Origin of the sequence: Streptomyces sp. NPDC056169, from assembly GCF_042268445.1 — a bacterium.
Lineage (GTDB): Bacteria > Actinomycetota > Actinomycetes > Streptomycetales > Streptomycetaceae > Streptomyces.
This window is the reverse complement of sequence record NZ_JBHJUO010000022.1, coordinates 1-26069: the sequence shown is the minus strand read 5'-3', so window position 1 is coordinate 26069 and position 26069 is coordinate 1. Positions and strand designations below refer to the sequence as shown.

Genomic DNA, 26069 nt, shown 5'->3' with positions numbered 1-26069 from the left:
CCTTTGAAGGTTGATCCACCGTCAGATAGTGACCCGCCGGTGCCGTGACGACCCGGTCACACCGTGCGACCTGTGGTGAAGGGCTTTCTCCTGCCCCGCCGGTCAGCGGCGGGGCAGGGGCCTCAGCCGCGGAGTCTCCCGGGCAGCCAGCGGAGCTGGGCCGCCTGCTGGAAGGCGCCGCCGCCCTCGTGGTCGTTGAAGTCGTAGACCTCGATCTCCTTGTCCTCCTCCGCGTACGCGTTGAAGGCCGCGAACACCGTCGACGGGGGGCACGTCAGATCCTCCAGGGCCGTCGAGAACAGGGCCGGTGCGGTGGCGCGCGCCGCGAAGTGGACGCCGTCGAAGTACGCGAGGGTCTCCCGCGCCTGCCGGACGCGGCCCCGGTGGGTCTTGAGGTAGTTGCCGATCTCGCGGTAGGGCGTCCGGTCCGTGACCGTCGTCGCCCGCGGGAAGTCGCAGAGGAACGGGACGTCCGGGGCCACCGCCACCAGGTCCCGCACCAGCCCCGCCACGGCCAGGGTGATGCCGCCGCCCTGGCTCCCCCCGGTCACCGCCGTGCGGCCCGCGTCCACCAGCGGGTGCGAGCGCGCCGCCTCCACGGCGCGGACCGCGTCCGTGAACAGCCGCCGGTAGTAGTACGTCGCCGGGTTCTCGATGCCCCGGGTCATGAAGCCCGGGAAGGAGGGCGCGCTGCCGACCGGGTCGGGGGTGTCGCCGGTGGCCCACCCGCTGCCCTGCCCCCGGGTGTCCATCACGAAGTGCGCGAACCCGGCGGAGGCCCAGAGCAGATGCGTGTGCGGCAGGCCGCGCCCGCCTCCGTACCCGAGGAACTCGACCACGACCGGCAGCGGTTCGGACGTGCCCGCCGGCAGCACGAACCAGCCCTTGACCGGCTGTCCGTCGAATCCGGCGAACGTCACGTCGTACGTCTCCACCGTGGCGAGGCCCGTCGCGACGGGCTCGAAGCGCGCGTCGAGCGGATGCGCGCGGGTCTCGTCGAGGGTCTTCGCCCAGAAGGCGTCGAAGTCCTCAGGCTCCACGGACGCGCTGCGGTAGGTGCGGAGTCGGTCGAGGGGCAGGTCGAACTGGCTCATGAAGACCACCTGGTGGGTGAGGGTCGCGTTCGAGATCTCGACCGGTCACGCCGGTCTTCCCCACCCTAGTCAGCGACCCCGGCCGATTCATATACGTGAATCGGCCGGGGCTCAGGAGAACCGGCCACCGACACTCCACGCCGAGCGCGCCACGAGAACGCTCCCGGACGCATCCCCGTGGCATCCTCGGACGATGCCCCACCGCGTCCGGCTGCGGGCCCTCGTCGTCCTGCGCGGAGGGACACCATGCTCATCAGCCACACCATTCGCCACGACGTCCTGCACGTGACGCTCCACCGCGACCTGGACGTCACCAACAGGGCCGCGGCCGCCCTCCAGATCCAGGCCCTCGTCCAGAGCCACCGGCCGGCCCGCGTGGTCATCGCGGTCCCGGCCGCCGACCCCACCCCCGCCACCCTCAGCGCCCTCGCCCGCGCGCACCGCATGTGCGGAAGCCTCGGCATCCCCCTCGCCCTGACCGGCGCGAGCACCCGCACGAGCCGCCTCCTGGACGTGAACACCGCGTAGGCGGTGTCCGGGGCGTCACTCACGACGCCGGCAAGGTGCCGCCGACGTCCGAGGTGACCGACACGCGGTACCCGGAGGTGGACTGGGCCGCCGGTGGGGCGGTCGTCACAGACGGATGATGACGAGTGCCGTGTCGTCGGTGTTGCCGCTGGTGGGCAGGAGGTCCGCGAGGAGGGCGTCGGCCAGGGCTTCGGGGTCGGCTTTCCTGCGCCGCTCCAGGGAGTCGGCGAGGCGGGCGAGGCCGTCGTAGATGTCCTCGGCGCGACGCTCGATCAGGCCGTCGGTGTACATCACCAGTGTCGTGCCTTCGGTGAAGGCGGCGGTCGCTTGGGGGCGGGGAACGTGTTCGGGGCGGGCGCCGAGCGGTGGGTCGGTCGCCTGGTCGAGGAAGGTCACGCCCCCGTCGGGGTCGAGCAGCGCGGGCGGAGGATGGCCGGCGCTGCTGTAGGTGAGGGTGTGGGTGTTCCAGTCGATGAAGGCCGTCGCCGCTGTGGTCGATTCCGCGCCCTCGACGGAGCGGGCGTACAGCCCGAGGGCATCGAGGGCCTGGGCCGGGCCATCGGCGACAAGCGTGGCCGCGCTCAGCGCGCTGCGCAGTTGACCCATGACGCAGGCAGCGGCGAGGCCGTGGCCCACGACGTCTCCGACGGCCACCGCCATGCGGTCTCCGGGGAGGTCGACCAGGTCGTACCAGTCGCCACACACGTTGAGTCCGCTGATCGAGGGGTGGTAGCGCACAGCCGCCTCGTGGTGCCCGACGGGGCTGGGGGAGGGCAGCATCGCCTCCTGGAGGGCCACCGCCACTTCCCGCTCCCGGGCGTGCGCCTGGCGCAAGCGCTCGTTGACCTCTTGCAGTTCACGGGAGCGTGCGTAGAGCTCACCCTCCAGGACCCCGGACCGGGAGGTGTCGTCCGAGGGGTCCCGAGAGTGGATGAGCTGAGTGACCTCCTCCACGCGGTGCACGATCAGCACCACCTGGCCGTCGGGACCGAGCACGGGTGCGTTGACGGGGCTCCAGAAGTGCTCCTGCCAGTGGCCCGGCCGCTGGGGATCCTCGATGTCGTAGCGGAGCAATGCCATGGTGTCGCGCTCGCCGGTGGCCACCACACGCAGCATCGACGCCTCGGTCTCCCGCATCCCGGCGGCCGCCGGGTCGTGCGGATTCTCGGGGAAGGCGTCGAAGACGTAGCGGCCCACCAGCTGCGTGCGGGAGCGTCCGGAGAAGCGTGTGAAGTCTTCGTTGACATCGACGTACACCAGGTCGGGCGTGAGCAGGGCGACCATGCCGGGAAGGTCCTGGAACACCGCCGCGTAGTCGACTCGCTGCCCGTCCATGCCGCTGTCCACCCCACCTCGTCGCCAACCGTCAACGTCTGCTTCCACGATAGGAGTGAGCGTGTCACGAAGGCCGAGGCCCTACTCCTTCCGGCTCCGGTCCGTCACCCGGGCGGCGCTCAGGCGGGACGTCCCTCTTCGGGGCATCGCCGGGAGCCGTGTCGAACGCCGCCCGGAGCGATCACCGCGCACCACGCCCCGCATACCTCGGTCGGCCCGCCGGCCGGCGGTAGCAGGGCGGGGCGACGCCCCGGTCCGCCGCCGCCTCGGTCAGTTGCTTCCGGACTCCGGCGGCGACGGGGATTCGGTCGGCTGTGCGGTCGGTGGCGGTCGCGGCGCTGCGTTCACCGGGATGCCCCGCTCCCTCAGGACCCCAGTACCTCCACGTGGTCGCCGATCGCGACCACCAGGACCCGCGAGCCCGGTTCGGTGGTGCGCCAGCGGTGCCGGACACCGCCGGACAGCAGCAGGGTGTCCCCGCGCGACAGCCGGTGGATACGGCCGTCGGCCTCCACCTCCGCCGTGCCGTCCGCCACGTACATCAACTCGTCGTTGCGGTGCCGGAACTCGCGGTCCGCCTCGTGCTCGCCGACGAACTCCAGGGCGTGCAGCTGATGGCGGCCGCGTACCACCGGCCGGACGCGTGCCTCACGGTCGAGGCCGCTGTCGTCGCCGGCGCGCACCACGTCGATCGTGCGGGTCTCGTCCGAAGCCGCGAGCAGATGTACCGCCGTCGTGCCGAGCGCGTCCGCGATCCGTTGCAGGGACCGCATGCTGGGGCGCGCCCGGTCGTTCTCGATCTGGCTGAGGAACGGGGAGGAGAGTCCGCTGCGTTCGGCCACGTCGGCGAGCGTCAGGTCGAGTGCCCGCCGCCGTCGGCGTACGGCGGCACCCACCCGCGGTGTGTTCACGGCCTCCATGGACGTCCCGTCCTTCCCCACCCCACGGTGCCGTTCTCCCTGGTCGACGGCGCCTGACGGCACCCTACGCGGCACGCGCCGGAAACCCGGAGACGGTTTCGTACTGCCGACACACGCCCGTCACACAACGTCTCTACCGTCAAAGTCGATTGATCTCATCAAAGAAACTTTGATGACCGGCAACTGACGACTGACGACTGACGACTGGACTTCCGACATGCCCCCGATCGACCAGAACTCGCGCCGCCGACGCCCCACCGGCCTCATCGCCTGCGACGAGGCAGCCGTGTACGACGGCTACACCCTCTACGCGCCGCTCACCGGCACGGGAGAGGTCCACCTCGTCGACATCCGCGGCCGTGCCGTCCACCGCTGGGACCTTCCCTACCGGCCCGGCCGCCATGCCCGGCTGCTCGCCGACGGAACCCTCGCCTACAACGGCGTACTCCCGGGCGAGCGCGCCCTTTTCCCCATGTGGCACAAGTACCGGGGCGGCGTCATGCTCCGGGCGGCACCCGACGGATCCGTCCTCCGGGAGCACCGGGATCCCCTCCAGCACCATGACGCCCACCATCTCGAGGACGGCCGCATCCTCTACACCGCCCTGGAACCCCTGACCGGTTCCGAAGCCGCGACGGTACGCGGCGGGGTGCCCGGTTCCGAAGCCGCGGACGGCGTGGTCTGGGCCGACACCATCAGGGAAGTCGGCCCGGACGGCGAACTCCTGTGGTCCTGGCGCGCCGCGGAGCACCTCGACCGCGAGTCCTTCGCGCTCCACGAGGCGTACGCCCGCGAGCACTGGCCCCTGATCAACAGTGTCACGCCCCTACGGGACGGCAACATCCTCGCCAGCCTGCGCAGCGTCTCGGCGGTCGTCGTCATCAGCCGCGACACCGGCGAGATCCTCTGGCGCAGCCGCCCCGGCACGGTCAGCCAGCAGCACGCGCCCACCGAACTGGACGACGGGCGGCTACTGGTCTTCGACAACGGCGTCTTCCGCCCCGGTCACGACGTGCCCTACTCCCGGGTCATCGAGATCGACCGGGCCGGCGGCGACGTCGTATGGGAGTACCACGACCCGGCCCGCGAGTTCTTCTTCGCGCCCTTCATGGGCTCTGCGCAGCGCCTGCCCAACGGGAACACACTCGTCACCGACTCCCCGTCCGGGCGGCTCTTCGAGGTGACGAAGGACGGCTATCTCTGCTGGGAGTACGTCGTCCCCCACTTCGCCGGATACGACGAGAGCGAGGTCCGGGGCCTCTTCCCGTCCGAACCCAACGCCGTTTTCCGCGCCTACCGTTACGCCGCGGCCGACATCCCGTGGCTGGAGGCGACGGCATGACGACCACCCGAGACACGGACTCCGCCTCTGACTCTGCCTCCGCCTCCGACTCGCCCCGGCCCGCCACGGCCGCCACGGCCGCCAAGGCCGTCGAGCCCGTGCAGGCGCGGGTTCCGCTGCGGCGACTGGCACCGCTGGCGGCCCAGCACGTCCTGGCGATGATCGCCGCGCCGGTCTCCACCGTCTTCCTCGTCGCCGGCACCCTGAAGATGCCCCCGGGAGCCACGGCCTCGCTGCTCAGCGCCGTCCTGCTGCTGTGCGGCGCGGGCGCCCTGCTCCAGTCCCTCGGCGTGTGGCGGATCGGCGGCCGCCTGCCGTTCGTCATGCTGCCCGGCGGCGCCGCGACCGCGCTGTTCCTCCAGATCGCCCAGGAACACGGCGCGCCGACCGCCACCGGTGCCGTCCTCCTGGCAGCGGCGCTCCTGCTCTCCGTACTGCCCCTGTACGCCCGGGTCGTACGCCTCTTTCCGCCCCTGGTCATGGGCGTGACCGTGCTGCTCATCGGGATCGCGATGATCCGGGTCGCCGCCCGGCTCATCACCGGCCCGGACGGCACCGGGGAACCGCGCGCGGTGCTCCTCGCCGCGCTGACGGTCGCGGCGACCGTCGCCGCGTACGTGTTCCTGCGCGGCGTCTGGCGCCAGACCTCCGTCCTCATCGGGATGGCGACCGGCACCGTCGTGGCGGTGACGACCGGCCTCGGGACCTTCGGTCCGGCGGCCGGCAGCGGCTTCGCCCTGCCGGACCTCCTGCCGTTCGGGTCACCCCGGTTCGATCTCGTGGCCGCCCTGCCGCTGCTCGTGTTCAGCCTCACCACCCTCGCCGAGATCACCGGACAGACCGTGCTCAACAGCGAGACCGTCGGCCGGACTCCCGCCCCCGAGCGGGACGTTCCGCGCGTCGCCCGCGCCGACGCCCTCGTCTCGATGGTGGGCGGACTGTTCGGCACGTCGCTCATGGTCACCAGCGCGGAGAACATCGGCATCGGCCGACTCACCGGAGTCCGCAGCCGCTTCGTGACCGCCGGGGCAGGCGTCCTCCTCATCGGCCTCGGGCTCGCCACCCCGGTGTCGCGCGCCCTGGCCGGCATACCGGAGGCCGTCGTCGGCGGCTCGTCCCTCGTCGTCTACGCCGTCATCGCCGTGATGGGCGTCGAGATGCTTCGCCGGGCCGACCTGTCCGGCACGGGCCAGGGCAGTCTGACGGCCGCGCTCGCACTCACCGCGGGGCTGCTGCCGCTGCTCACCCCGGACCTGTACGCGGGATTCCCCTCCTGGGCCCGTACGATCCTGGGCAGCGGCGTCGTCGCCGGCACACTGACGGCCGTCCTCCTCACCGCGCTCCTGCGACCCGTCCGCGGCCTTCGTGAGCAGGACGAGGACGCCGACGCGGGAAAGGGCGCCGACCCACCGGAGGCGTGACGAACCGGCGACGGCCCCGGCCGGGGTGTCCGGCGCGGTATTCCTGCTGCCGGTGCAGGTCAGCGTCCTGGGCGTGCCGTCCCCCGCGGTGACACCCACGAATCTGCTCTGCAACGTCGTCGCCGGTCCCGGCGCCCTGATCCGGCATGCCCGCGCGGGCCGTCTCGGCGGTCCGCTGACCCGCCTCCTCCCGGCCGGCCCCTGCCGGTGCCCTTCACCGGTAGTCGCGGGGGCGTGCAACCGCTGTCAGCTCGTCGGGGTGACGGTGATCACGGATACCCGCGAGGGAGAGCTGCGTAGGCTTGGGGAGTCGTCGCGGTGGAGCCCGGGAGGGCGAGTGGAACTCTCCCGGTGTCACCTGGCGGAGTGTCGGGAAAGTCGGCAAGTGGTCAGCGTGAGTCCTGAAAAACCTGGGGACAGCTGACCGGACATGCGACTCGTTGTAGGGTGAGCAAACAGCCCTTGACCTGCAAAAACGCAGGCAGGGAGCCTATGTCCAGGAGTGCCTCGATGATACGTACGATGTTCAAGTCCAAGATCCACCGGGCGACCGTGACCCAGGCCGATCTGCACTACGTCGGGTCGGTCACCGTCGACGCGGAGCTGATGGAGGCGGCCGATCTGCTGCCCGGCGAGCTCGTGCACATCGTCGACATCGACAACGGCGCCCGGCTGGAGACCTATGTCATCGAGGGCGAGCGCGGCTCCGGTGTCATCGGGATCAACGGCGCCGCCGCGCACCTCGTGCACCCCGGCGACCTCGTCATCCTCATCAGCTACGCGCAGGTCGAGGACGCCGAGGCGCGCGCGTTCCGGCCGCGTGTCGTGCACGTCGACGCGGACAACCGCATCGTGGAGCTCGGGGAGGACGCCTCCGCTCCCGTTCCCGGGAGCGACACGGTCCGTGCCCCGCACGCCGTACCCGCCCAGATCTGAGCCGAGGGAGAGCCACCGCATGGCCGAGCTGAAGATCCGCGACGACCGGACGAACGGACGTCTGGAGGCTTTCGAGGAGGACACCTTCGTCGGTGTCGTCGTCTACTTCGTCCTCGACGCCGAACCCCATGCCCTCGTGGCGGTCCACACCATCGTCGAGGACGGGCACGAGGGGAAGGGGATCGCCGGAGCGCTCGTTCGCGAGTTCTACACGATCGCCGCCGGCGAGGGCGTGCCCGTCGTGCCGCTCTGCCCGTACGCCGCCAAGTGGGCCGAGCGTCACCCGGACGAGGCCCCTGTCCCCCCGTCGGACGTCGTCCGCGCGGCGAAGCTCCAGCTCAAGGCCACCCCCGGCCTCTGGTGATCCCGGGCGGGGGGGCCGGAGAGGCCCCCCGAAGGGCGGGATCCGGCGGGCGCGAGCCGGTCCGCCGGGTCACCCTGGGGAGCGAGGATCCCGACGACCGAGAGGTCCGTGATGACGCACCCGTTCCCCGATCCGCTGCCCCCGACCGTCCCGCCCCCGGTGCCCTCCCCGCCGCCGGTACCCCCGCCCAACCCCGTACCGACGCCGCCGGATCCCGTGCCCAGCCCGGTGCCCGAGCCCGGCGGACCCGTACCGGAACCCGAGCCTCAGCCCCAGCCTGGCCCCGCCGGGCACTGCCGGCCGTCAACGGGAAGGTGACGAACAGCGGTTGAGGTTCCGCGTAGGCCCTTGTCACGGAGCGTGCGCCACCCCTAACTTGGACGGCTGTTGCTGTGTTCAAGGGGGGCCCATGGCCGTACGCGGACGTCACCGCCGGCACCAGCCGAGCAGGATCAACCGTGCCTCGCTCACCGTCACCGCGGGAAGCGCCGGAATGGCGCTGCCGCTGATCGGCGCGGGAGCCGTACAGGCCGCCTCGCTGGACGTCTGGGAGAAGGTCGCGTCCTGCGAGTCCTCCTCCAACTGGCGCATCAACACCGGGAACGGCTACTTCGGCGGCCTCCAGTTCAGCCAGTCCACCTGGGAGAGTTACGGCGGCACGCACTACGCGCCGCGCGCCGACCTCGCCTCCAAGGACCAGCAGATCGCGATCGCCGAGCGCGTCCTCAAGGGACAGGGGCCCGGCGCCTGGCCGGCGTGCGGCCCGAGCGCGGGCCTCGCCCGGGGCGGCGAGTCCCCGTCCACCGGGGGGAACGCGCCGACGACCGCGTCCCTGCCGGGGCAGCGCGTCTTACCCGAGCGGGTCACCCCGCGCGCCGCCGGTCCGACCACCGTGCCCACGGTCCGCGAGATGTACACGGTGACGCCCGGCGACTCCCTCTCGAAGATCGCCCGCGACGAGCGGGTCCAGGGCGGCTGGAAGCGGCTGTACGAGTCGAACCGGCCCGTCGTCGGCGACGACCCCGACCTGATCCACCCCGGCCAGCGGCTGACCCTGCGCATCGCCGCACCGAGGAAGCCGAAGAAGCCGGCCGAGGCGGCGCAGACGGCTCCTCCGCGGGTCGTGACGCCCCCGCCGGCGAAGGCCGCTCCTCCGGTGAAGGCCGCCCTTCCGGTGAAGGCCGCCCCGTCGAAGCACCCGGCCACGAAGGCGCCCGCGCCGAAGACACCTGCGGCGAAGGCCCCTGCCACCAAGGCCCCTGCCACCAAGGCGCCGGCTCCTCGGACCACTCCCGCGGCCAAACCGGCCACCAAGCCCGCGGCCAAGCCATCCGCGCAGTCCAAGCCCAAGCCGAAGCCGAAGCCGAAGACGCACACGCAGGCGAAGCCCGTCCCTCGGCCCGCGCCCAAGCCCCGTCCCGCCGCCGAGCCGGACAAGGACCGCTTCTCCGCCCCCGTCTCCGCCGACATCGGCACCCGCTACGGCACCCGCGGATCCTCCTGGTCCAGCGGCTACCACACCGGGGTCGACTTCCCCGTCCCCACCGGCACCTCCGTCAAGGCCGTCGCCGACGCCCGGGTCGTCTCCGCCGGGTGGGGCGGGGCGTACGGCTACCAGGTCGTCCTGCGCCACGAGGACGGCCGCTACAGCCAGTACGCGCACCTGTCCGCGCTCACCGTCCGTGAGGGCCAGCGGGTCCAGAGCGGTCAGCGCATCGGGCGCTCAGGATCGACCGGCAACAGCTCGGGACCGCATCTCCACTTCGAGGTGCGGACGGGTCCCGGGTACGGCTCCGACATCGACCCGCTGGCCTACCTCAGGGCACGGGGCGTCTCCATCTGACGCCGACGGCGCCGACGACCCCGTGGACCCCGCAGGCCCCGACGTGCGGTCCGGCCGGGCCTTCCCGGCCGGATCTGACACCGACAGGGCCTCCGGCGGGGCCGACATGCGGTCCAGGGTGAGCTGGACGAGCCCGCCCGCCGCGACCGCGCCGCAGATCAGCGCGGCGACGGTGCCCGCCGTGCCGTAACGGAAGCTCTCACCGAAGAGCGTGAGGCCCACGGCCGCCGCGACCACCGGGTTCACCACCGTGACCGTGGCGAGCGGGGCGGCAAGGCCGGCACCCCGGTACGAGGCCTGCGAGAGGAGCAGCCCCGTCACGGCGAGCGCCGAGAGCACGAGCAGTCCCGTCCACTCGGCGAGCGGGGCGCCGGAGGTCCACTCCTCGGCCACGGACTTCGTGAAGACCGAGGCCATGCCGAAGGAGACGCCGGCCGCCGCGGCCAGGATCACGCTGCGCAGCACGGACCGGCCCACCAGGTGCGCCACCGTGAACAGGACGGCCACCACGGCGGAGGTGCCCGCCGCGAGCAGCCACCGCTCCCCGTCGGCGAGCGACTGCGCGTCCGTGCCGTTGGTGAGGCTCAGCAGGCCGGCGAGGCCGACCGTGGCCATGAGGGCGCCGCGCCAGGCCCGCCGCCCGGCCTTGCGGCCGACGAAGAGGGCCGCCATGGGCAGCGCGAACACGATCGTGAGGGCGCCCAGCGGCTGGACCAGGCTGAGCGGACCGAGCGCGAGGGCGACCACGTGCAGGGTCGCCCCGAGACCGTTGAGCAGGACGGACCCCCACCAGGCCGGGCTGCGCAGCGGCGCGTAGCGGGGACCGGCGGCGGAGGCCGCGACCCGCTCCTGCACGATCGCCGCGGCCGCGTAGGCGACCGCCGAGACCAGGGACAGGAGCACGGACAGCAGGAGGGGGCTCATACCCTCCACGATCTCTCTTCCGGGCGATTTCGGCGTCGTACCAGGGAAGGTCTTGCCGGGTACCGCCGTCGCAGTACACGGCTCGCGCGTACGACCGGAGATGTACACCCTCGCAGGTCGGAACGGGTGGAACGGGATCTTTCCGGCGCCCGGTCCCGGCGCGGAAGGAATCGCGGAAGAATCATGAAGCGCGGGCCGGGAGGCCTCGCCACGGCAACGGGGAAAGTGGGGGTCGACGCGTGGGACCGGACCTGGATCTCGTCGAGAGCGGATCGGTGGGCGGATTCTTCGCGCTGCGGACCACCGCGCCGGAGGCCGGAGGGGCCCACCGCCCCCTCGCCCTGCTGTACGCGGGGGAGGACGGCCCCCTCACCGCGCGCGTGGACCGGGTCGCCGCCCGGCTCCGCGCTCCCGAGCGCCGGGTCGGGGCCTCCGTCGCCCACCTCGGGCTCGCGGCCAGGCTCTGGTCGACCGCGCTCGGACCGGCCGCGCTGTACGGGCGCTTCCCCGACCTCGCCCCCGGCGAGCTGTACTGGGACGGGGCGCTGACCTCCCCCGACGACCTGTGGTGGGCCGGCTCCGCGACCCGTCCGGCCACCGTGGAGGCCCTCCGCGCGGCCGTCCAGGAGGCCCACCTCGTCCCGCTCCACGCGGCGCTGCGCCGCGACGGCCGGATCTCGCCCCGGCTGCTCTGGGGCAATGCCGGCTCCGCCCTCGCCGGAGCCCTGCGCGAGCTCACCCGCTGGGCCCGCGCGCGGGACCGGCCGGAGGTCGCCGAGCGGGCCGCCGCCCTCGTCTCCGGGCTCCTCGACCACCCGGACCTCGCCGGTACGGTCCGCGGCCCCCGGCTGCGCCGCGCCAGCTGCTGCCTCTACTACCGCTGTCCCGGCGGCGGCCTGTGCGGGGACTGTGTCTTCGACCACGCCCCCCGAACGGGTTTGGAGGGGCGGCCCCCCGCTCCGTAAAGTTGCTTCTTCGAGAGCCCGCAAGCGGCGGCGACGACGGACGAGCGAACGAGGAACCCGAAGGCCATGACGGTGACCGAAGAAAACCAGGACTACGGGCCGGGCGTCGACCCCGAGCGCCTGGCCGTCTGCCTGAGCGTCCTCGACGAGCTCGACGAGCTGGACGTCGACCACCCGGACGCGATCGTCGTCCGGCGCGCCACCGCCGGGATCTACCGGACCGTGAAGCAGCGCCGCCGCCAGGAGCGCCGGGCCGCCAAGACCGCCAACGACAAGGCGGTCACCGAGGCCACGGCCACCGGATCCGCGCAGCGCATCGACGACGAGACCGAGGGCATCCTGCCCTCCTCGGTGACGGAGGAAGGGCGGATCGCGGGGATACTCCAGCGTCCGCGCTCCTGCTACGTCTGCAAGACGCGCTTCGTCGAGGTCGACTACTTCTACCACCAGCTCTGCCAGCCCTGCGCGGCGCTGAACCGGACCAAGCGGGACGCGAGCGCCGACCTCTCCGGCAAGCGTGCGCTGCTCACCGGCGGCCGGGCCAAGATCGGCATGTACATCGCGCTGCGGCTGCTCCGCGACGGCGCCCACACGACGATCACCACGCGCTTCCCCAAGGACGCCATCCGCCGCTTCAAGGCGATGGACGACTCCGCGGACTGGATGCACCGCCTGGAGGTCGTCGGCATCGACCTGCGCGACCCGGCCCAGGCCGTGGCCCTCGCCGACCAGATGGCCGAGGCCGGGCCGCTGGACATCCTCATCAACAACGCGACGCAGACCGTGCGCCGCCTGCCCTCCGCCTACGCCGCCCTGGTCGACGGCGAGGCAGCCCCGCTGCCCGCCGGAGAGCTCCCGGCGCACCACGTCATCGGCGCGTTCAACTCCGGCGCGGTCGGCGAGCTCGGGACGGCCGCCGCGCTGCCCGTCGGGGCGAGCGGCCTGGAGGCACAGCAGGTCGCCGACCTCGCCCTGGTCGCCGGCAACGCCAGCATCGCCCGGCACCTCGACGGCACCGCCATCGACGCGGGCGGCCTGGTGCCGGACGTCGTCGAGTCCAACACCTGGGTGCAGAGCATCGAGCAGATCTCCCCGGTGGAGCTCCTCGAAACCCAGCTGTGCAACTACACGGCGCCGTTCATCCTGATCAGCAAGCTGCGCCCGGCGATGGCCGACGCGGCGAAGAAGGCGGCCAGCGGGCGCGCCTACGTCGTCAACGTCTCGGCGATGGAGGGCGTCTTCAGCCGCGGCTACAAGGGCGCGGGGCACCCGAACACCAACGCCGCGAAGGCCGCGATGAACATGGTGACGCGGACCAGCGGCCAGGAGATGTTCGAGACCGACGGCATCCTCATGACCTCGGTCGACACCGGCTGGATCACCGACGAGCGTCCGCACTTCGACAAGCTGCGCCTCGCCGAGGAGGGCTTCCACGCCCCGCTCGACCTGGTCGACGGCGCGGCCCGCGTGTACGACCCCGTCGTGCGCGGCGAGGCCGGCGAGGACCTGTACGGCTGCTTCCTGAAGGACTACGCCCCCGCCAACTGGTAGGCGGCGGATCCACGGCCGGAAAAGGGCGCTCTACCTGCTGGTAGGGCGCCCTTTTCGGCTTCATTCACTCGATCGCATCACACTTCTGAGCCCGGTAGAGCGCAGGCGCGCTCATTTGGTTACTCTGATGTCCACGGTCGGCCACCGAGGAGACACACCATCCTCACGGCCGGTCCGGGGACTGGCCTGCCACCAAGGCCGCGGTCCCGCCCGATGAACGGCGCCACCGCGACCGACGGCACCAAGGCCCCATTGGTACGCGACACAAAGGAGTGCGCGGTGACACCCGAACTGACGAAGCAGGAACCGAAGCCGGCCGAATCCCACGACCGGCCCCGCCGGAACGGCGAGCTGGGAAGCCTGGAAGTGTGGGCCCATGCGGCCCCGATCCGGCTGGCGGGCTACGAGGACGACCTCGCGGAGCCCCACATCCTGCCCGGCATCGACTGAGTCGTCGACCGAGTGACCGGCCCGGCCGTCGACCGGGTCGTCGGCCCAGCCATCGACCGAACCGGTGCCCTGAGCTAACCCTTGCCGCACGCCGCTGCCCCCGTCCGCCTTCCGGCCGGGGGCAGCGGCATGTCCCCTACGCCGGGGCACGTCCTCCACTGGTGTACGTCCCCCACCGGGGCGTGTCCCTCACCGGAGCCGGATCGGCGGCAGGTACTCCCGCAGCAGCGTGCGGTGCCACCAGGCCCCGGTCTCGCGCAGCTCGCGCCAGGTCGTGTACCGGTAGCGGTACAGCCGGGCGCGGACGTGCGTCGGCGGCGCGTCGGGGAACGGGTTGTGGGCGAGCAGCCGCAGCGTGTCGCGGTCGCCGTCGAGCAGCCGCTCCACGAAGGGCCCGAACCAGTCGCGCGCGTACCCGGGGGAGAGCGCGGCGAACCACATCAGCCAGTCGAGGCGGAGGTGGTACGGGGCGAACTGGCGCGGCAGCCGCCGCGGATCGCCCGGCTTGCCCCGGAAGCCGTACTCCCGCCACACCGTGCCCGCGTGCGGGGCCGGGTCGTCGGTGCCCTCGACGACGATCTCGTCCCGCACCCGGCCGACGGTGCCGAACGCGCCGTACGTGTTGACCAGGTGGTACGGGTCGTACGAGCGGTTCATCGCCTGGTCGCGGGAGAGCAGATTGCGCACCGGGCGGTAGCTCCGGAACAGGACGAAGGCCGTCACCGCGACGACCACGGCCACGTACCAGAGCGGCGGGTCCGGCCGCGGGTGGTCCCCGGTGAGCGCGGAGGCGTCCACGACCGACACGGCGAGCACGACGGTGAGCCAGTTCAGCCAGGCGAAGTTCCCGGAGAGCACCAGCCACAGCTGCGTCGCGATCATGAGGCAGGCGGCGACCGTGGCGACCGGCTGCGGGGTGAAGAGGAGGAACGGCACGAACAGCTGGACGACGTGGTTGGCCGCGGCCTCGACCCGGTGCAGCGGGCGCGGGAGGTGGTGGAAGAACCAGCTCAGCGGGCCGGGCATCGGCTGTGTCTCGTGGTGGTGGTAGAGGCAGGTGAGGTTCCGCCAGCAGCGGTCGCCCCGGATCTTGATGAGACCGGCGCCGAACTCGACCCGGAAGAGCAGCCAGCGCAGCAGGAAGAGGACGAGGACGGGTGGTCCCGTGTCGTCGTTGCCGAGGAAGACCGCGAGGAAGCCGGTCTCCAGGAGCAGCGACTCCCAGCCGAAGGCGTACCAGGTCTGCCCCACGTTCACGATCGACAGGTACAGGCCCCAGAGCACGAGCCACAGGAGCATCGACACCGGGAGCGGCACCGCGTCACCGGCGCCCGCCACGAGCGCCAGGGCGATCGCGGCCCCGGTCCACGCGACGGTCGCGAACAGCCGGTCGGAGTACCGCCAGTGGAAGAGCGAGGGGGTGCGGCGGGGCCGGGTCCCGCGTACGTACTCCGGTACCGGGAGCATGCCGCGCTCGCCGATCAGCGCCCGGAACTGGAGGGCGGCCGACAGGAAGGCCACGCAGTACAGCCCGGCGAGGCCCCGCTGGAACGCGATCCGGCTCAGCCAGAGGTCGGGCGCGGTGAACCACTCCATCGCTTCCAGTATCGGCCCGGGATCACGCCCTGACGAGACGCCGGAGGGTCCGGCCCAGACGGCGGGCGTACGCCTTCTGGAGCACGGGGATCAGCGGGCCGGCGAGCCGGGTGTACCAGGCGGCGGGCCGGCTGAACGCGGTGACCGTGAACCGGACCGTGCCGTCGGGCGCCAGCTCGACGACGAAGGACTCCTCGCCGCACTCCGGGTGCCCGGTCACGGTGCCGTAGGCGAAGCCGGTCCGGCACTCCTCGTACGCCGTCCAGACCACCGCGCAGGGAGCGCCGAGCCTGACCTGGCCGACCCCCACCGACACCTCCAGGCGGACACCGGGCTCGGCGCGGACGGCCTCGCTGCGGACGGTCGCCCCGGAGGCGCGGTGCATGCGCCAGGTGGTGACGGCGGTGCCGGCGGTCTCGAAGGCGGCGCGGCCGTGGCCGACGACCGTGCTGTGCCGCAGGTGGTGGTAGTCCGCGGGGAGCTCCTGCGGGGAGCGGGTGGCGCCGATCTCGCGGTAGGTGAGGCTCGGGCGGGGACGGGCGGGGTGGGAGAGGCTGGTCGTGAGGCGGGTCATGCCGGGAGCTCCGTTCGCTGGTGAGCCGGGGTGGTGAGGGGAAGGGACGGCTGCGGCGGCGATGCCGCCCGGTCCGTCCGGAGGCGGCGTCGGGCGAGCAGGGCGCAGACGGCGAAGCCGAGGGCGTTGCCCAGGCCGTGCGTCGCGGCCGTCCACGTCAGGCTGAGATGAGGCAGGCCGGTGGCCTCGCCGAGTGCCCAGCTCAGCGCGAGCACCATGGTGACGACGAGGACCAGGGCCGAGACGGCGAGCAGCGCGCGCGTGAGCCGGCCGGCCGCGAGCTCGCGGCGCTCGCGCAGCGTCAGGGCCGCGACCGCCGCCATGCCGGCGGTCAGGACGACCGCCCCGGCGAGCTCGGCCCAGTCGTCGACGAAGTAGCCGGCCAGGACCAGCAGCGTGCCCGCCGGGACGCTGAGCGCGGCGAAGCGGGCCGTGGGGCCGTCGTCGGCGCGGCAGACGAGACCGGCGACCAGGGCGGCGGCGAAGCCCGCGAAGTGGAAGTGGGGGACGGTCAGCGCGAGCAGGTCCAGGTCGAAGCCGAAGAGCGGGTACGAGGCCCGCTCGGCGACGAGCGCGAGTCCTGCCACGGAAGGCGCGGCCAGCGCGGTGAGGACGGCGATCTCCCGGGGCCGCAGGGACCGGGTGAGGGCGAGGCGGGCCGGGGCCTGGAGCGCGAGCGCCAGCGTGGCGAGGGCGTAGACGGCGGCGAGCGCCGCCGCGAGGCCGGAGCGGGGCAGCCACAGGGCCAGTGCCCCGGGAGCGGCGAGCAGTGGCCAGGCCCGCCGGAGCGGCACCAGGCCCGGTGGCCTGGGCCCGTCCAGGAGCGCGAGCCCCGTCGGTACGACCCAGAACATGCCGATCATCACGACCGGGTTCACCAGTAGCGGCAGCGCGGTCACGAGACACCCCCCGATGCGAACGAACTTGAACGCGTTCAACTGACGAGCCGAGCGTAGGGCTTTTCTTGAACGCGTTCAAGTGGGGTGCTTCCGGGCGTTCGGCCGGCCGGGTGTCGGCCGACCCGGTCGGCCTTCCTCCGCTTGCGGGGGCCGGTGCGCTGCGACAGACATGGGGGACTGGCCGGAAGGAACCGGGCGCCGGGCCCCGGAGAGAGAAAGCGGGAGAACCAGGTGCGCACACCACCGCGCCGGACGCGGCGAACCCCCACCGCGATCACGGCGACGCTCGCCTCCGCTCTCTTCGTCGCCGGCTGCTCCTCCGGCGGACAGGGCGGCAACCACGGCGAGCAGCCCGAGGCCGCCGTCCAGGAGATCCACCTCCAGCCGGTCGGTGCTCGGGGCCCCGACCCCTTCACTGCGTCCACCGCCCGGATCACCGGCCGGACGGTCGCCCCGGAGCGTGACCCGGAGGCCGCCTCCGTCCAGCAGGGCCGCGAGATCACCGGCTCCACCCCCGGCCTCTACGGCGGCACCCGGTCGGAGGCCAGCTGCGACGTCGAGCAGCAGGTCACCTTCCTCTCCGCCGACCAGGGCAGGACGCGCGCCTTCGCCGAGGCCGCCGGCATCCCCGAGGCGAACGTCCCCGGCTGGCTGCGCGGGCTGACCCCCGTCGTCCTGCGCGCCGACACCCGGGTCACCAACCACGGCTACCGGGGCGGCCACGGCACCGCCTTCCAGTCCGTCCTCCAGTCCGGTACGGCGGTCCTCGTCGACCAGTACGGCTCCCCGCGCGTCCGCTGCGCCTGCGGCAACCCGCTCCGCAGCCCGGTCCAGGCCCGGGGCGGCGTCCACCAGGGCGAGCCCTGGGACGGCTTCGACCCCGAGCACGTGATCGTCGTCCGGCCGACCAGCACCGTCGTCACCAGCCTCGTCATCGTGAACGCCGCCGACAGCAGCTGGATCGAGCGGCGGACCGGCAGCGACGGGGCCGAGGACCGGAAGCCCGCCGTGGAGCCGGCCTGCGACCCGGACACGTGCCACCTGACCGGGACCGTCACACCGGAGCCCCCGAGCCCCGACCCCGTGACCCCCGACCCCGCGCGGCCCGAACCCGCGCGTCCCGACGCCTCCCGCCCGGAAGCGGCCACGCCGGCCGTGCCGGATCCGACGGGTCCCGCGCCCGCGACCCCGGACCCGTCCGGGAGCGGCGGCACGGGGACCGACCCGACGCCCGCGCACCCCGACCCGTACCAGGACCCGACCTCGGAGCCGTACCCCGACCCGAACGCGGACCCGTTCGCCGAACCTCCCATGCAGCCGCCCTCGGCCCCGTACACGGACCCCTATGCGGATCCGTACGCCGACCCGTACGCCGAGCCTCCCGTCTACCCGCCCGACGCCCCGGAGGGGGAGATGCCGCCCGAGGAGCTCTTCCCGCCCGACCCGGGGCAGCAGCAGCCCGAGACCTTCGAAGGCTGAGAGGGCGCAGGGGTGAAAGGGATCTTCGTGGTGCGCAGGGGCGGAGCTGCGCCTAGCGTGGCCCCATGAGCGCGGGCAGAGGGGGCGGGGAGGCGGCCGAGCGGCTTCGCCATGGGCCGGGGGAGCCGGAGGCGCCGGACGCACCGCGGGTGCCGGACGAATCGCGAGGCTCGGACGAGTCGCGGGGCTCGGACGAATCGCGGGGCTCGGATCGACCACGGGCCTCGGATCGACCACGGGCCGCGGTCGAACCGCGGGCCTCGGATGAACCACAGGTCTCGGAGGCGCCGCGGGCCTCGGGCGCACCTCGGGCCTCGCAGGCGCCGGGTGCCGTGGCCCGGATCCTCCACGACTACGGCTCGGCCTTCCGTATGGGCGGTTTCGACTGGGACCTGGTCACCGGAACGATGATCATGGACGACACCGCCCTCGACGTCTTCGACATGGACCGCGCGGAGTACGACGGCCGTCCCGAGAGCCTCGGCCCCCGTGTCCTGCCCGACGAGGGGCGCCGCCTCGACACCCTGGTGGCGCAGGCCCTCAAGGAGGGCAGCGACCAGTACGGCGCGTACTTCCGCATCCGCCGCCGCGACGGCAGCCACCAGTGGACCCACACCCAGGGCCTGGTCGAGCGCGACGACACGGGTCGTCCCGTGCGCATCGTGGGCATCCTCCGCGACGCCACCCACGAGCTGAGCGAGTCGGCCGCCCGGCTCGGACTCGACGAGGGGCGCCGCCGGCGCGCCGGTGTCGTCGAGGGCACGACGGCCGCCCTCGCCTACGCCCGTACCGTCCAGGACGTCATCGACCTGCTCAACGACTCGCACGCCCTCGAACACTTCGGCGCCGCCAGCCTCGTCATGGGACTCCTCGAAGCCGGCCGCATCCACCTGGTCGCCGAAGGGCCCGACGGCGCCTTCGTGCCGGGCACCCGCTTCACCCGGGTGGACGAGCCGTACCCGATGAGCGAGGTGATCCGGACCCTGCGGCCCCGGTTCATCGACTCGCCCCGGGACTTCGCCGAGTCCTTCCCGGTGCTCTGGCCGCACATCAGCGGACTCGGCATCACCGCCGCCGCCTATCTGCCGCTCATCGCCCAGGCCCGGCCCATCGGCGCGCTCGGCCTGCTCTACAGCGACAAGAACGGCTTCAGCGAGGACGAGCGGACGCTGCTCGTCGCGCTCGGCAGCAGCATCGCCCAGAGTCTCCAGCGGGCCGTGCTGTACGAGCAGGAGCACGACCTCGCCGAGGGGCTCCAGCAGGCGATGCTGCCGCGCCGCATCCCCGAGGTGCCCGGCGCGCAGACGGCCGTCCGCTACCGCTCGGCCCGCCTCGGCCAGGACATCGGCGGCGACTGGTACGACATCATCCCGCTCCCCGGGGGACGGGTCGGCGCCGTCATCGGCGACGTCCAGGGCCATGACACCCACGCGGCGGCGGTCATGGGCCAGCTGCGGATCGTGCTGCGCGCCTACGCCGCCGAGGGGCATCCCCCGGCGACCGTCATGGCCAGGGCCTCCGTCTTCCTGCACGAGCTCGACACCGAACGCTTCGCCACCTGCACCTACGCGGAGGTGGACCTCGGCACCGGCGTCGTCCAGATCGTCCGCGCCGGCCATGTCGACCCGCTCGTCAGGGAGACCGACGGGAGCTGCCGCAGGCTCCCGGTGGAGGGTGGGCTGCCGCTCGGGCTCTCCGCCGAGTTCGGCCGCCTCGACTACCCCGTGACCGCCCTGGAGCTCGACTCCGGGCAGACCCTGATGCTGTACACCGACGGTCTGGTGGAGAAGCCGGGCGCCGACCTCGACGAGGGGTTCCAGTGGCTCACCTCCCTCGTCCGCCGCGGACCCGCCGACCTCCAGCAGCTCGCCGACCACCTCTGCGACGTGGTCGCCGACCGGGGCGGCGAGGACGACGTGGCGATCCTGCTCCTGCGCCGCCAGGCCGCCTTCGCGCCCCACGGAGCCGGCCGGCTCCAGCAGCACGTGGCCCAGAGCGACCCGGAGGCGCTGAGCTCGGCCCGGCACATGATCAGGGCCGCGGTCCGGGCCTGGGGCGGAGGGGAGCGCGCGGACGAGATCGAGCTGGTCGCCGACGAACTGATGACCAACGCGCTGATGCACACCGACGGCGGCGCGATCGTGACCCTGCGGGTTCTGAGCGGGCCCGAGCGGCGGCTGCGCGTGGAGGTCGAGGACCGGTCCAGCGCACTGCCCCGGCGTCGTGAGGCGGGGGAGGCCGGGGTCTCCGGCCGGGGACTGCTCCTGGTCGAGCAGATCTCCGATTCCTGGGGCGTCGAGTCGCGGGGCGGCGGCAAGTGTGTGTGGTGTGAATTCACCGTGCCGAACTGATGTCCTCCGTGTCTGTTAACTGAGCGTGAACTGATCGTACTTGACCGTAACTGTCGGTACGCGATTGACTTCGAGTTCCTACCCCTCAGCGCTGGACGTGAGGACACCCGTGAGCAGCAGCAGCGAGCTACTGGCACCCGAGCAACAGGCACCCGAGCAACAGGCACCCGAGCAACAGGCACCCGAGCAACAGGCACCCGAGCAACAGGCACCCGAGCAACAGGCACCTGAGCCACAGGAACCCGAGCTACCGGCACCCGAGCTCCTGGCACCCCTGGACCTGGCCTTCTGGCACCTGGAATCCCCCACCCACCCCCTGCACCTCGGGGCCCTCGCCCACTTCGGGCCCGTCCCCACGGCCCCGGACCACCCGGACCACGAGCCACCGCCGGACGTCCTGGAACTGCTCGCCCGCCGCGCCGCGGCCGTCCCCCGACTCCGGATGCGCGTCCGCGACGTCCTGATCCCCGTCGGCGGCGCCGCCTGGAGCGCCGACCCGGACTTCGACGTACGCCGGCACGTCCGGGAGATCGCCCTCCCCGGCGCGGACTTCCCCGCCGAGACCACCGGGCTCGCCGCCGAACTCATGGAACGCCCCGTCGAGCGCGGCCTGCCGCCCTGGGAGATGTACCTGTTCACCGGCGCCCCCGACGGCTCCTTCGCCGTCCTCGTCAAGCTCCACCACGCCCTCGCCGACGGCATGCGCGCCGTCGCCATCGGCGCCGGGATCTTCGACGAGATCGCCGCCGGCCGCCGCCCCGCGCGCCGCCCCCGACCCGTACCCCCGCGCTCCTGGCTCCCCGGCCCCGGCCGCCTCCTCGACCTCGCCCGGGACCGGCTCGGCGACCTCGGACGGGCCGTCGAGGTCAGCGCCTCGGTCGTCGGCGCCTCCGTCGTCCGCGCCGGCCGCCTCGACGGGCGCCCGGCCGCCGCCCTCGCCGCCGAATCCAGCGGTACGCGCCGGCTCGCCACCGCGACCCTGCCCCTCGACCGCGTCCACCGGATCCGCCGCGCCACGGGCGGCACCGCCAACGACGTCCTGCTCGCCGTCGCCGCCGGAGCCCTGCGCCGCTGGTTCGACGGGCGCGGCCTGCCGCTCCCCGGCACCGACCTCCGGGCCCTCGTCCCCGTCTCCCGCCGCCGCCCAGGCGCGGCGCCCGGCCCCGGCAACAGCCTCTCCGGCTACCTCCTCGACCTGCCGGTCACCGAACCCGACCCGGCGGCCCGGCTCGCCGCCGTACGGCACGCCATGGACCGGAACAAGGCCGCCGGTCCCTCCAAGGGCGCGGGTGCCGTCGCCCTCCTCGCCGACCAGCTCCCTCCGCTCGCCCACCGCTTCGGCGCCCCGTTCGCCGCCGGCGCCGCCCGGCTCCTCTTCGACCTCCTCGTCACCCAGGTCCCGCTGCCCCGCTCCGCGCTCTCCCTCGGCGGCGCCCCGCTGCGCGCCCTCTTCCCGATGGCACCGCTCGCCCGGGGCCAGTCCCTGGCCGTCGCCATGTCCCCCTACGGGGGACGGGTCCACATCGGTCTCGTCGCCGACGGCGAGGCGGTCCCCGACCTCGACGCGCTCGCCGCCGCGTTCACCGCCGAACTCGACCTGCTGGACCCGCCGGACACCCCCTAGGGGGTGTCCTGTCATGCCGTGCACGTCGTGCCGGGGCCGACCTTCGTCAGGGCGATCAGGTACGCCTCGACCTTCCGGTCGACGCAGGCGCTGCGGCCGTATCCGGTGTGCCCGGGGGCGTCGAGCGACAGCAGCATCCCGCCGGGGAACTGGCGCGCCAGGCTCACGGCCTCCGCGTACGGCGTGGCCGGGTCGCCCGCCGTCCCCACGACGAGCACCGGCGGAACGCCCGCGGCCCGCACCCGGTGCGGGCGCTGGGCACCGGCCGGCAGGTCCTTGCAGACCAGCTCGTTCGCCACGCCGGTCGTGCCGTAGACCCCCGCGGCCTTGTCGGCGGGGCCGAGCGCGTCCCAGTAGGCCTGGGCGTCGCGCGGGTGGGGGACGTCGAGACAGTTGATCGCGATCAGGGCGGCCTCGGCGTTGTCCTCGGGAACGTCGTCCTCGGGCCGGTCGCCCGCAGACCCGTCCTCCGTAGGTCCCTCGGAGGCGTCGTCGTCCGCGGGTCCCTCGGAGGCTTCCGCGTCGGGGTCCTGCGGCTGCTCGTCCCCCGCCGCCAGGGCCGCCAGCCGCGTCCCGTTCCCTCCGTCCGCCGCGACCAGCGCCTCGGACAGGGCCTGCCACTGCGCCTCCGGTGTGTACATGGACAGGCTGAGTGCCGAGACCAGGGTCGGAGCGTCGAGCCCGTACGCGGAGTCGTCGACGGGCAGCGGCTCGCGCGCGGTCCGTTCGAGGAGCCGGTCGATCAGCGCGCGTATCTCCTCGGGCGTCGCGCCGGGACAGCCGTCGCCGACCGTGTCGGCGCAGGTGTCGGCGTACTCCTCCACCGCCTTCCTGAACCCGGTGGACTGGCCGAGCATGCGCTGCCGCCAGTCGAGCGACGGGTCGACGGCCCCGTCCAGGACCATCGCCCGTACGCGGCGCGGGAACTGCTCGGCGTACGAGGTGCCCAGGCTCGTGCCGTACGACCAGCCGACGTACGTCAGCCGCCGCTCGCCGAGGGCCGCCCGCAGCACGTCGAGGTCGCGGGCGGCGTCGTCCGTCCCGACGTGCGGGAGCAGCGGGCCGCCGGCCGCCCGGCAGTCGGCCGCCGTCGCCCGGGCGACCGCGAGGACGTCGGCACGCTCGGACGCGGTCCGGGGGTGGAGGGGCGCGGCGGCGCTGTCCGGGGACTCCGCCCCGCCCTGCCCGGCGGGCTCCTCGGGGGTGCAGGTCAGGGCGGGCTCGCTGCCGCCGACTCCGCGCGGGTCGAACGACACGATGTCGAACCGCTCCCGCACGCCCGGGCCGATGTCGTCGGCGACGCCGTCCCGGACGAGCCGCACCCCGCGCTCGCCCGGGCCTCCGGGGTTGAGGACGAGCGAGCCGACGCGCTTCCCCGGGACCGCGGTGACGGCCTTCGCCACCGGCAGGACGAAGGTCTTGCCGTCGCCGGGGCGGGAGTAGTCCATCGGGACGGTGAGCGAGGCGCACCGGTGGTCGCCGCAGGGCCGCCAGTCGAGCTTCTGGCCGTAGAAGCGCCGCAGGTCGGGGCGGGAGGCGGGGTCGGCGGGGGCGGCCGAGGTCCTCGGCCGGTCTCCGTCCGAGCCGGTGCCGGCCGTGCAGGCCGCCAGGGAGGTGGCGCCGAGGACGGCGAGGGCGAGGACGAGGGCCTGACGGCGGCGTGGGGCGGTGATCACGAAGTACTCCCGTGGGTGGTCGGTCCAGGGAAGGATCACGCGCGGATGCTGAGGATTCGCTGAGGGCGGGCCCCCGCCCGTTCAGTCCGTCGTGGGCAGCCGCAGCACGAACCTGGCCCCGCCGTGTTCCCCGGGCCCCGCCGTGAGCGTGCCGCCGTGGGCGTGGGCGACCCAGGAGGCGATGGACAGGCCGAGGCCCGTCGACCCGGAACCGCTGCGGAAACGCTCGAACAGGGCGTCCGCGACCTCCGGCGGCAGCCCCGGACCGGCGTCCTCGACCGTCAGCGTGCCGTCCCGGACCACGGTGATCAGCACGTCCGCCGGAAGGCCCGGCGCGTGGCCGTGCGCGAGCGCGTTGCCCAGCAGATTGCCGACGGCCCGGCGTACGAGATCGGGATCGGCGACCACGACCGTCTCCTCGGCCTCGACCCGGACGCGGTGGCCCTCCGCGGGACCCTCGGCGGCTTCCTCGGCGACCGCCTCCGCCAACTGGTCCAGACGCAGGGGCTGGCGCGCCACCGTCGCCGTACCGGACATGAGCCGCGCCCGGGTGAGCAGCCCGTCGACCAGCCGGCCCATGCCCTCCGCCAGGCGCAGCGTGCGCCGGTGCACGTCCGTGCTGTCGGTCTCGCCGCGCAGCGCCGTCTCCGCGAGGATCCGGAGCGAGGCGGCCGGGGTCCGCAGATCGTGCGCCGCGTCCGCGAGGAACGCCTCCTGTTGGCCGAGCGCGGAGAGCGCGGGCCGGACCGCCCGGCCCGACAGCACGTGCCCGACGGCCGCGGACAGCAGCACGAGCACCGCGCAGCCGCCCGTCACCACCCACACGAGCCGCCGGTGGTCGTCCCGCTGGGCCGCCGCGTCGGCCATCGTCACCAGGACGCCCTGCGGGCCCTCGTCCTCCGCCGCCTCCGGCGCGTAGAAGGGCAGCGCGAACACCCGTACCGGCGCGCCGCCCGTCGTACGCCGGTCGAAGCCCCGCGCCTCCCCGGTCCGCGCCGCCGCCCGCCCGGCCTCCAGAACGACCCCGGGACTCACCGCCAGGCAGGGCGCGGCCGGCGCGTGCTGGACGGTCAGGCCGCCCGGATCGCTCGCGTCGCCCGGACGACCGCCCCGCTCGTCGTCCGTCACGAGGAGGACGGTCAGCGGCGGGCAGCCGGTGTTCACCGTGTCCGCCAGGACGTCCGTGGCCAGCCGCCCGTTCTCGTCGGTCTCCAGGAGACCGAGGGCCCAGCTGCTGTCCGCGTCCATCGCGTGGTCGAGCTGCTCCCGCCAGCGGGCGCTGTCGCTCCGTACGGCGAGCACGGCCATCGCGATCAGCCCCACGGCGCTGGTCAGCGCGAAGAGGAGGCTGATCCGCCGGCGGAGCCGCAGCACCCGTGCGGTCGGCGTGAGAGTCCGCGTCCGGCGGGGGAGCGCGGGCCTCACCGCACGTCGTCGGGCGCGAGCCGGTAGCCGACCCCGCGCACGGTGTGGATCAGCGGCGGCGACCCGAGTTTGCGGCGGAGCTGGGAGACGAGCACCTCCAGGACGTTCGACTGCGGCTCGGCCATCTCGTCCCAGCAGCTCTCGATCAGCTCGGCGCGGGGGACCGCCTGGTCCGCGCGGGCGGCGAGGACCTCAAGAACGGCGAACTCCCTGGTGGTGAGGGAGAGCAGGACCCCGGCCCGGCGGACGTGCCGGCGGGCGGTGTCGATCTCCAGATCGCCGACACGGTGCACCGGCGGGCGCACCACGGCGGAGCGGCGGCACAGGCTGCGCACCCGGGCGACCAGCTCGGGCACGGCGAACGGCTTGACGAGATAGTCGTCGCCGCCGCTCGCGAAGCCCTCCACCCGGTCCGCGACGGTGTCGCGCGCCGTGAGGAACAGCACGGGCACGTCGCGACCGCCGCGCCGCAGCCCCTCGACGTAGGCGGCGGCGTCCCCCGAGGGCAGCATCCGGTCGAAGACCGCGCAGTCGTACGCGGTGACGAACAGTGCCTCGTCGGCCCGCGGCAGGTCGGCCGCCTCGTCGACGGCGAGCCCGGCGGCCCGCAGAGCGGCGGCCACCCCGAACCGGAGGTCTTCGTCGTCCTCGACGAGCAGTACGCGCACGTCACCCACCCTAGGGGGTGTCCGCAATGTCAGTTGGGGAGCCATAGCCGCAGGCAGGCGAGGGTGACCAGGGCTTTGTAGTGGCGGGCTCGTTTGTCGTAGCG

The 26069-nt window shown here is 73.5% G+C and carries 22 protein-coding genes and 1 pseudogene; 13 read left to right on the top strand and 10 right to left on the bottom strand.

The window, feature by feature from the left end:
- Nucleotides 1–122 precede the first annotated feature (122 nt).
- Nucleotides 123–1094, bottom strand: coding sequence for an acetylxylan esterase (locus ACFC0G_RS31765; protein ID WP_376409875.1), 972 nt, complete (start codon nucleotides 1092–1094; stop codon nucleotides 123–125).
- 246 nt (nucleotides 1095–1340) lie between these two features.
- Here ACFC0G_RS31765 and ACFC0G_RS31760 point away from each other — a divergent pair, with 246 nt between their 5' ends.
- Nucleotides 1341–1622 (top strand): hypothetical protein, encoded by a 282-nt coding sequence (locus tag ACFC0G_RS31760; protein WP_376409872.1) that lies wholly within the window; start codon nucleotides 1341–1343, stop codon nucleotides 1620–1622.
- A 105-nt stretch (nucleotides 1623–1727) separates the two neighbouring features.
- Here the strand turns inward: ACFC0G_RS31760 and ACFC0G_RS31755 are convergent, their stop codons facing one another.
- On the bottom strand, nucleotides 1728–2957 hold the full coding sequence (locus tag ACFC0G_RS31755; protein WP_376409869.1) for a PP2C family protein-serine/threonine phosphatase: 1230 nt from the start codon (nucleotides 2955–2957) through the stop codon (nucleotides 1728–1730).
- A gap of 365 nt (nucleotides 2958–3322) precedes the next feature.
- On the bottom strand, nucleotides 3323–3877 hold the full coding sequence (locus ACFC0G_RS31750) for a helix-turn-helix domain-containing protein (RefSeq protein WP_376409866.1): 555 nt from the start codon (nucleotides 3875–3877) through the stop codon (nucleotides 3323–3325).
- 217 nt (nucleotides 3878–4094) lie between these two features.
- On the opposite strand from ACFC0G_RS31750, the gene ACFC0G_RS31745 reads away from it, so the two are divergent.
- The 6 genes and pseudogenes from ACFC0G_RS31745 (at nucleotide 4095) to ACFC0G_RS31720 (ending at nucleotide 9783) form a co-directional block, all read left to right on the top strand.
- Nucleotides 4095–5219: an aryl-sulfate sulfotransferase gene (locus tag ACFC0G_RS31745; RefSeq protein ID WP_376409862.1), complete on the top strand. Its 1125-nt coding sequence runs from the start codon at nucleotides 4095–4097 to the stop codon at nucleotides 5217–5219.
- Nucleotides 5216–6640 carry a uracil-xanthine permease family protein gene (locus ACFC0G_RS31740; RefSeq protein WP_376409859.1) on the top strand — a complete coding sequence of 475 codons (1425 nt, stop codon included), beginning with the start codon at nucleotides 5216–5218 and terminating at the stop codon, nucleotides 6638–6640. The genes ACFC0G_RS31745 and ACFC0G_RS31740 overlap by 4 nt, the downstream gene beginning before the upstream one ends.
- 25 nt (nucleotides 6641–6665) lie before the next feature.
- Nucleotides 6666–6839, top strand: a pseudogene (locus ACFC0G_RS31735) (sulfite exporter TauE/SafE family protein); the annotation flags it as partial.
- Nucleotides 6840–7150: 311 nt separating this feature from the next.
- Nucleotides 7151–7576 (top strand): aspartate 1-decarboxylase, encoded by a 426-nt coding sequence (panD, locus tag ACFC0G_RS31730; RefSeq protein ID WP_361971772.1) that lies wholly within the window; start codon nucleotides 7151–7153, stop codon nucleotides 7574–7576.
- Nucleotides 7577–7595: 19 nt separating this feature from the next.
- Nucleotides 7596–7940 carry a GNAT family N-acetyltransferase gene (locus ACFC0G_RS31725; RefSeq protein ID WP_376409854.1) on the top strand — a complete coding sequence of 115 codons (345 nt, stop codon included), beginning with the start codon at nucleotides 7596–7598 and terminating at the stop codon, nucleotides 7938–7940.
- 409 nt (nucleotides 7941–8349) lie between these two features.
- Nucleotides 8350–9783 (top strand): transglycosylase family protein, encoded by a 1434-nt coding sequence (locus ACFC0G_RS31720; RefSeq protein ID WP_376409851.1) that lies wholly within the window; start codon nucleotides 8350–8352, stop codon nucleotides 9781–9783.
- Here ACFC0G_RS31720 and ACFC0G_RS31715 read toward each other — a convergent pair.
- The gene (locus ACFC0G_RS31715) at nucleotides 9664–10707 is read right to left on the bottom strand and encodes a DMT family transporter (protein WP_376409848.1); all 1044 of its coding nucleotides are present in this window, start codon (nucleotides 10705–10707) and stop codon (nucleotides 9664–9666) included. The two genes, ACFC0G_RS31720 and ACFC0G_RS31715, sit on opposite strands and share 120 nt — an antisense overlap.
- 251 nt (nucleotides 10708–10958) lie before the next feature.
- On the opposite strand from ACFC0G_RS31715, the gene ACFC0G_RS31710 reads away from it, so the two are divergent.
- The 3 genes from ACFC0G_RS31710 to ACFC0G_RS31700 all read left to right on the top strand — a co-directional run bounded on the left by ACFC0G_RS31710 (nucleotide 10959) and on the right by ACFC0G_RS31700 (nucleotide 13673).
- On the top strand, nucleotides 10959–11672 hold the full coding sequence (locus ACFC0G_RS31710) for a (2Fe-2S)-binding protein (RefSeq protein ID WP_376410210.1): 714 nt from the start codon (nucleotides 10959–10961) through the stop codon (nucleotides 11670–11672).
- A 66-nt stretch (nucleotides 11673–11738) separates the two neighbouring features.
- The gene (locus ACFC0G_RS31705) at nucleotides 11739–13223 is read left to right on the top strand and encodes an SDR family NAD(P)-dependent oxidoreductase (RefSeq protein WP_376409845.1); all 1485 of its coding nucleotides are present in this window, start codon (nucleotides 11739–11741) and stop codon (nucleotides 13221–13223) included.
- Nucleotides 13224–13502: 279 nt separating this feature from the next.
- Nucleotides 13503–13673, top strand: a complete 171-nt coding sequence (locus ACFC0G_RS31700) for a hypothetical protein (RefSeq protein WP_376409843.1) — start codon at nucleotides 13503–13505, stop codon at nucleotides 13671–13673.
- Between the two features lie 189 nt (nucleotides 13674–13862).
- Here the strand turns inward: ACFC0G_RS31700 and ACFC0G_RS31695 are convergent, their stop codons facing one another.
- From ACFC0G_RS31695 to ACFC0G_RS31685, 3 genes are read right to left on the bottom strand one after another with little or no spacing between them, the layout of a single operon-like run.
- A complete protein-coding gene (locus ACFC0G_RS31695; protein WP_376409840.1) occupies nucleotides 13863–15269 on the bottom strand; it encodes a lipase maturation factor family protein in 1407 nt (468 codons plus the stop codon).
- 22 nt (nucleotides 15270–15291) lie between these two features.
- Nucleotides 15292–15843, bottom strand: coding sequence for a DUF1990 family protein (locus tag ACFC0G_RS31690; protein ID WP_376409838.1), 552 nt, complete (start codon nucleotides 15841–15843; stop codon nucleotides 15292–15294).
- The gene (locus ACFC0G_RS31685; protein WP_376410207.1) at nucleotides 15840–16733 is read right to left on the bottom strand and encodes a YndJ family protein; all 894 of its coding nucleotides are present in this window, start codon (nucleotides 16731–16733) and stop codon (nucleotides 15840–15842) included. The genes ACFC0G_RS31690 and ACFC0G_RS31685 overlap by 4 nt, the downstream gene beginning before the upstream one ends.
- A 240-nt stretch (nucleotides 16734–16973) precedes the next feature.
- On the opposite strand from ACFC0G_RS31685, the gene ACFC0G_RS31680 reads away from it, so the two are divergent.
- The 3 genes from ACFC0G_RS31680 to ACFC0G_RS31670 all read left to right on the top strand — a co-directional run bounded on the left by ACFC0G_RS31680 (nucleotide 16974) and on the right by ACFC0G_RS31670 (nucleotide 22196).
- A complete protein-coding gene (locus tag ACFC0G_RS31680; RefSeq protein WP_376409836.1) occupies nucleotides 16974–18221 on the top strand; it encodes a DUF6777 domain-containing protein in 1248 nt (415 codons plus the stop codon).
- A 371-nt stretch (nucleotides 18222–18592) separates the two neighbouring features.
- Complete coding sequence (locus ACFC0G_RS31675; protein WP_376410204.1) at nucleotides 18593–20572, top strand: SpoIIE family protein phosphatase; 1980 nt, start codon at nucleotides 18593–18595, stop codon at nucleotides 20570–20572.
- Nucleotides 20573–20837: 265 nt separating this feature from the next.
- Complete coding sequence (locus tag ACFC0G_RS31670; protein WP_376410201.1) at nucleotides 20838–22196, top strand: wax ester/triacylglycerol synthase family O-acyltransferase; 1359 nt, start codon at nucleotides 20838–20840, stop codon at nucleotides 22194–22196.
- Between the two features lie 11 nt (nucleotides 22197–22207).
- On the opposite strand, the gene ACFC0G_RS31665 is transcribed toward ACFC0G_RS31670, so the two are convergent.
- Genes ACFC0G_RS31665 through ACFC0G_RS31655 form a run of 3 tightly spaced genes read right to left on the bottom strand, consistent with a single transcriptional unit; the run spans nucleotide 22208 to nucleotide 25965 of the window.
- A complete protein-coding gene (locus tag ACFC0G_RS31665) occupies nucleotides 22208–23911 on the bottom strand; it encodes an alpha/beta hydrolase (RefSeq protein ID WP_376409834.1) in 1704 nt (567 codons plus the stop codon).
- A gap of 42 nt (nucleotides 23912–23953) precedes the next feature.
- Nucleotides 23954–25297: a sensor histidine kinase gene (locus ACFC0G_RS31660; protein WP_376409831.1), complete on the bottom strand. Its 1344-nt coding sequence runs from the start codon at nucleotides 25295–25297 to the stop codon at nucleotides 23954–23956.
- Nucleotides 25294–25965: a response regulator transcription factor gene (locus ACFC0G_RS31655; protein ID WP_376409828.1), complete on the bottom strand. Its 672-nt coding sequence runs from the start codon at nucleotides 25963–25965 to the stop codon at nucleotides 25294–25296. The genes ACFC0G_RS31660 and ACFC0G_RS31655 overlap by 4 nt, the downstream gene beginning before the upstream one ends.
- Nucleotides 25966–26069: the final 104 nt, after the last annotated feature.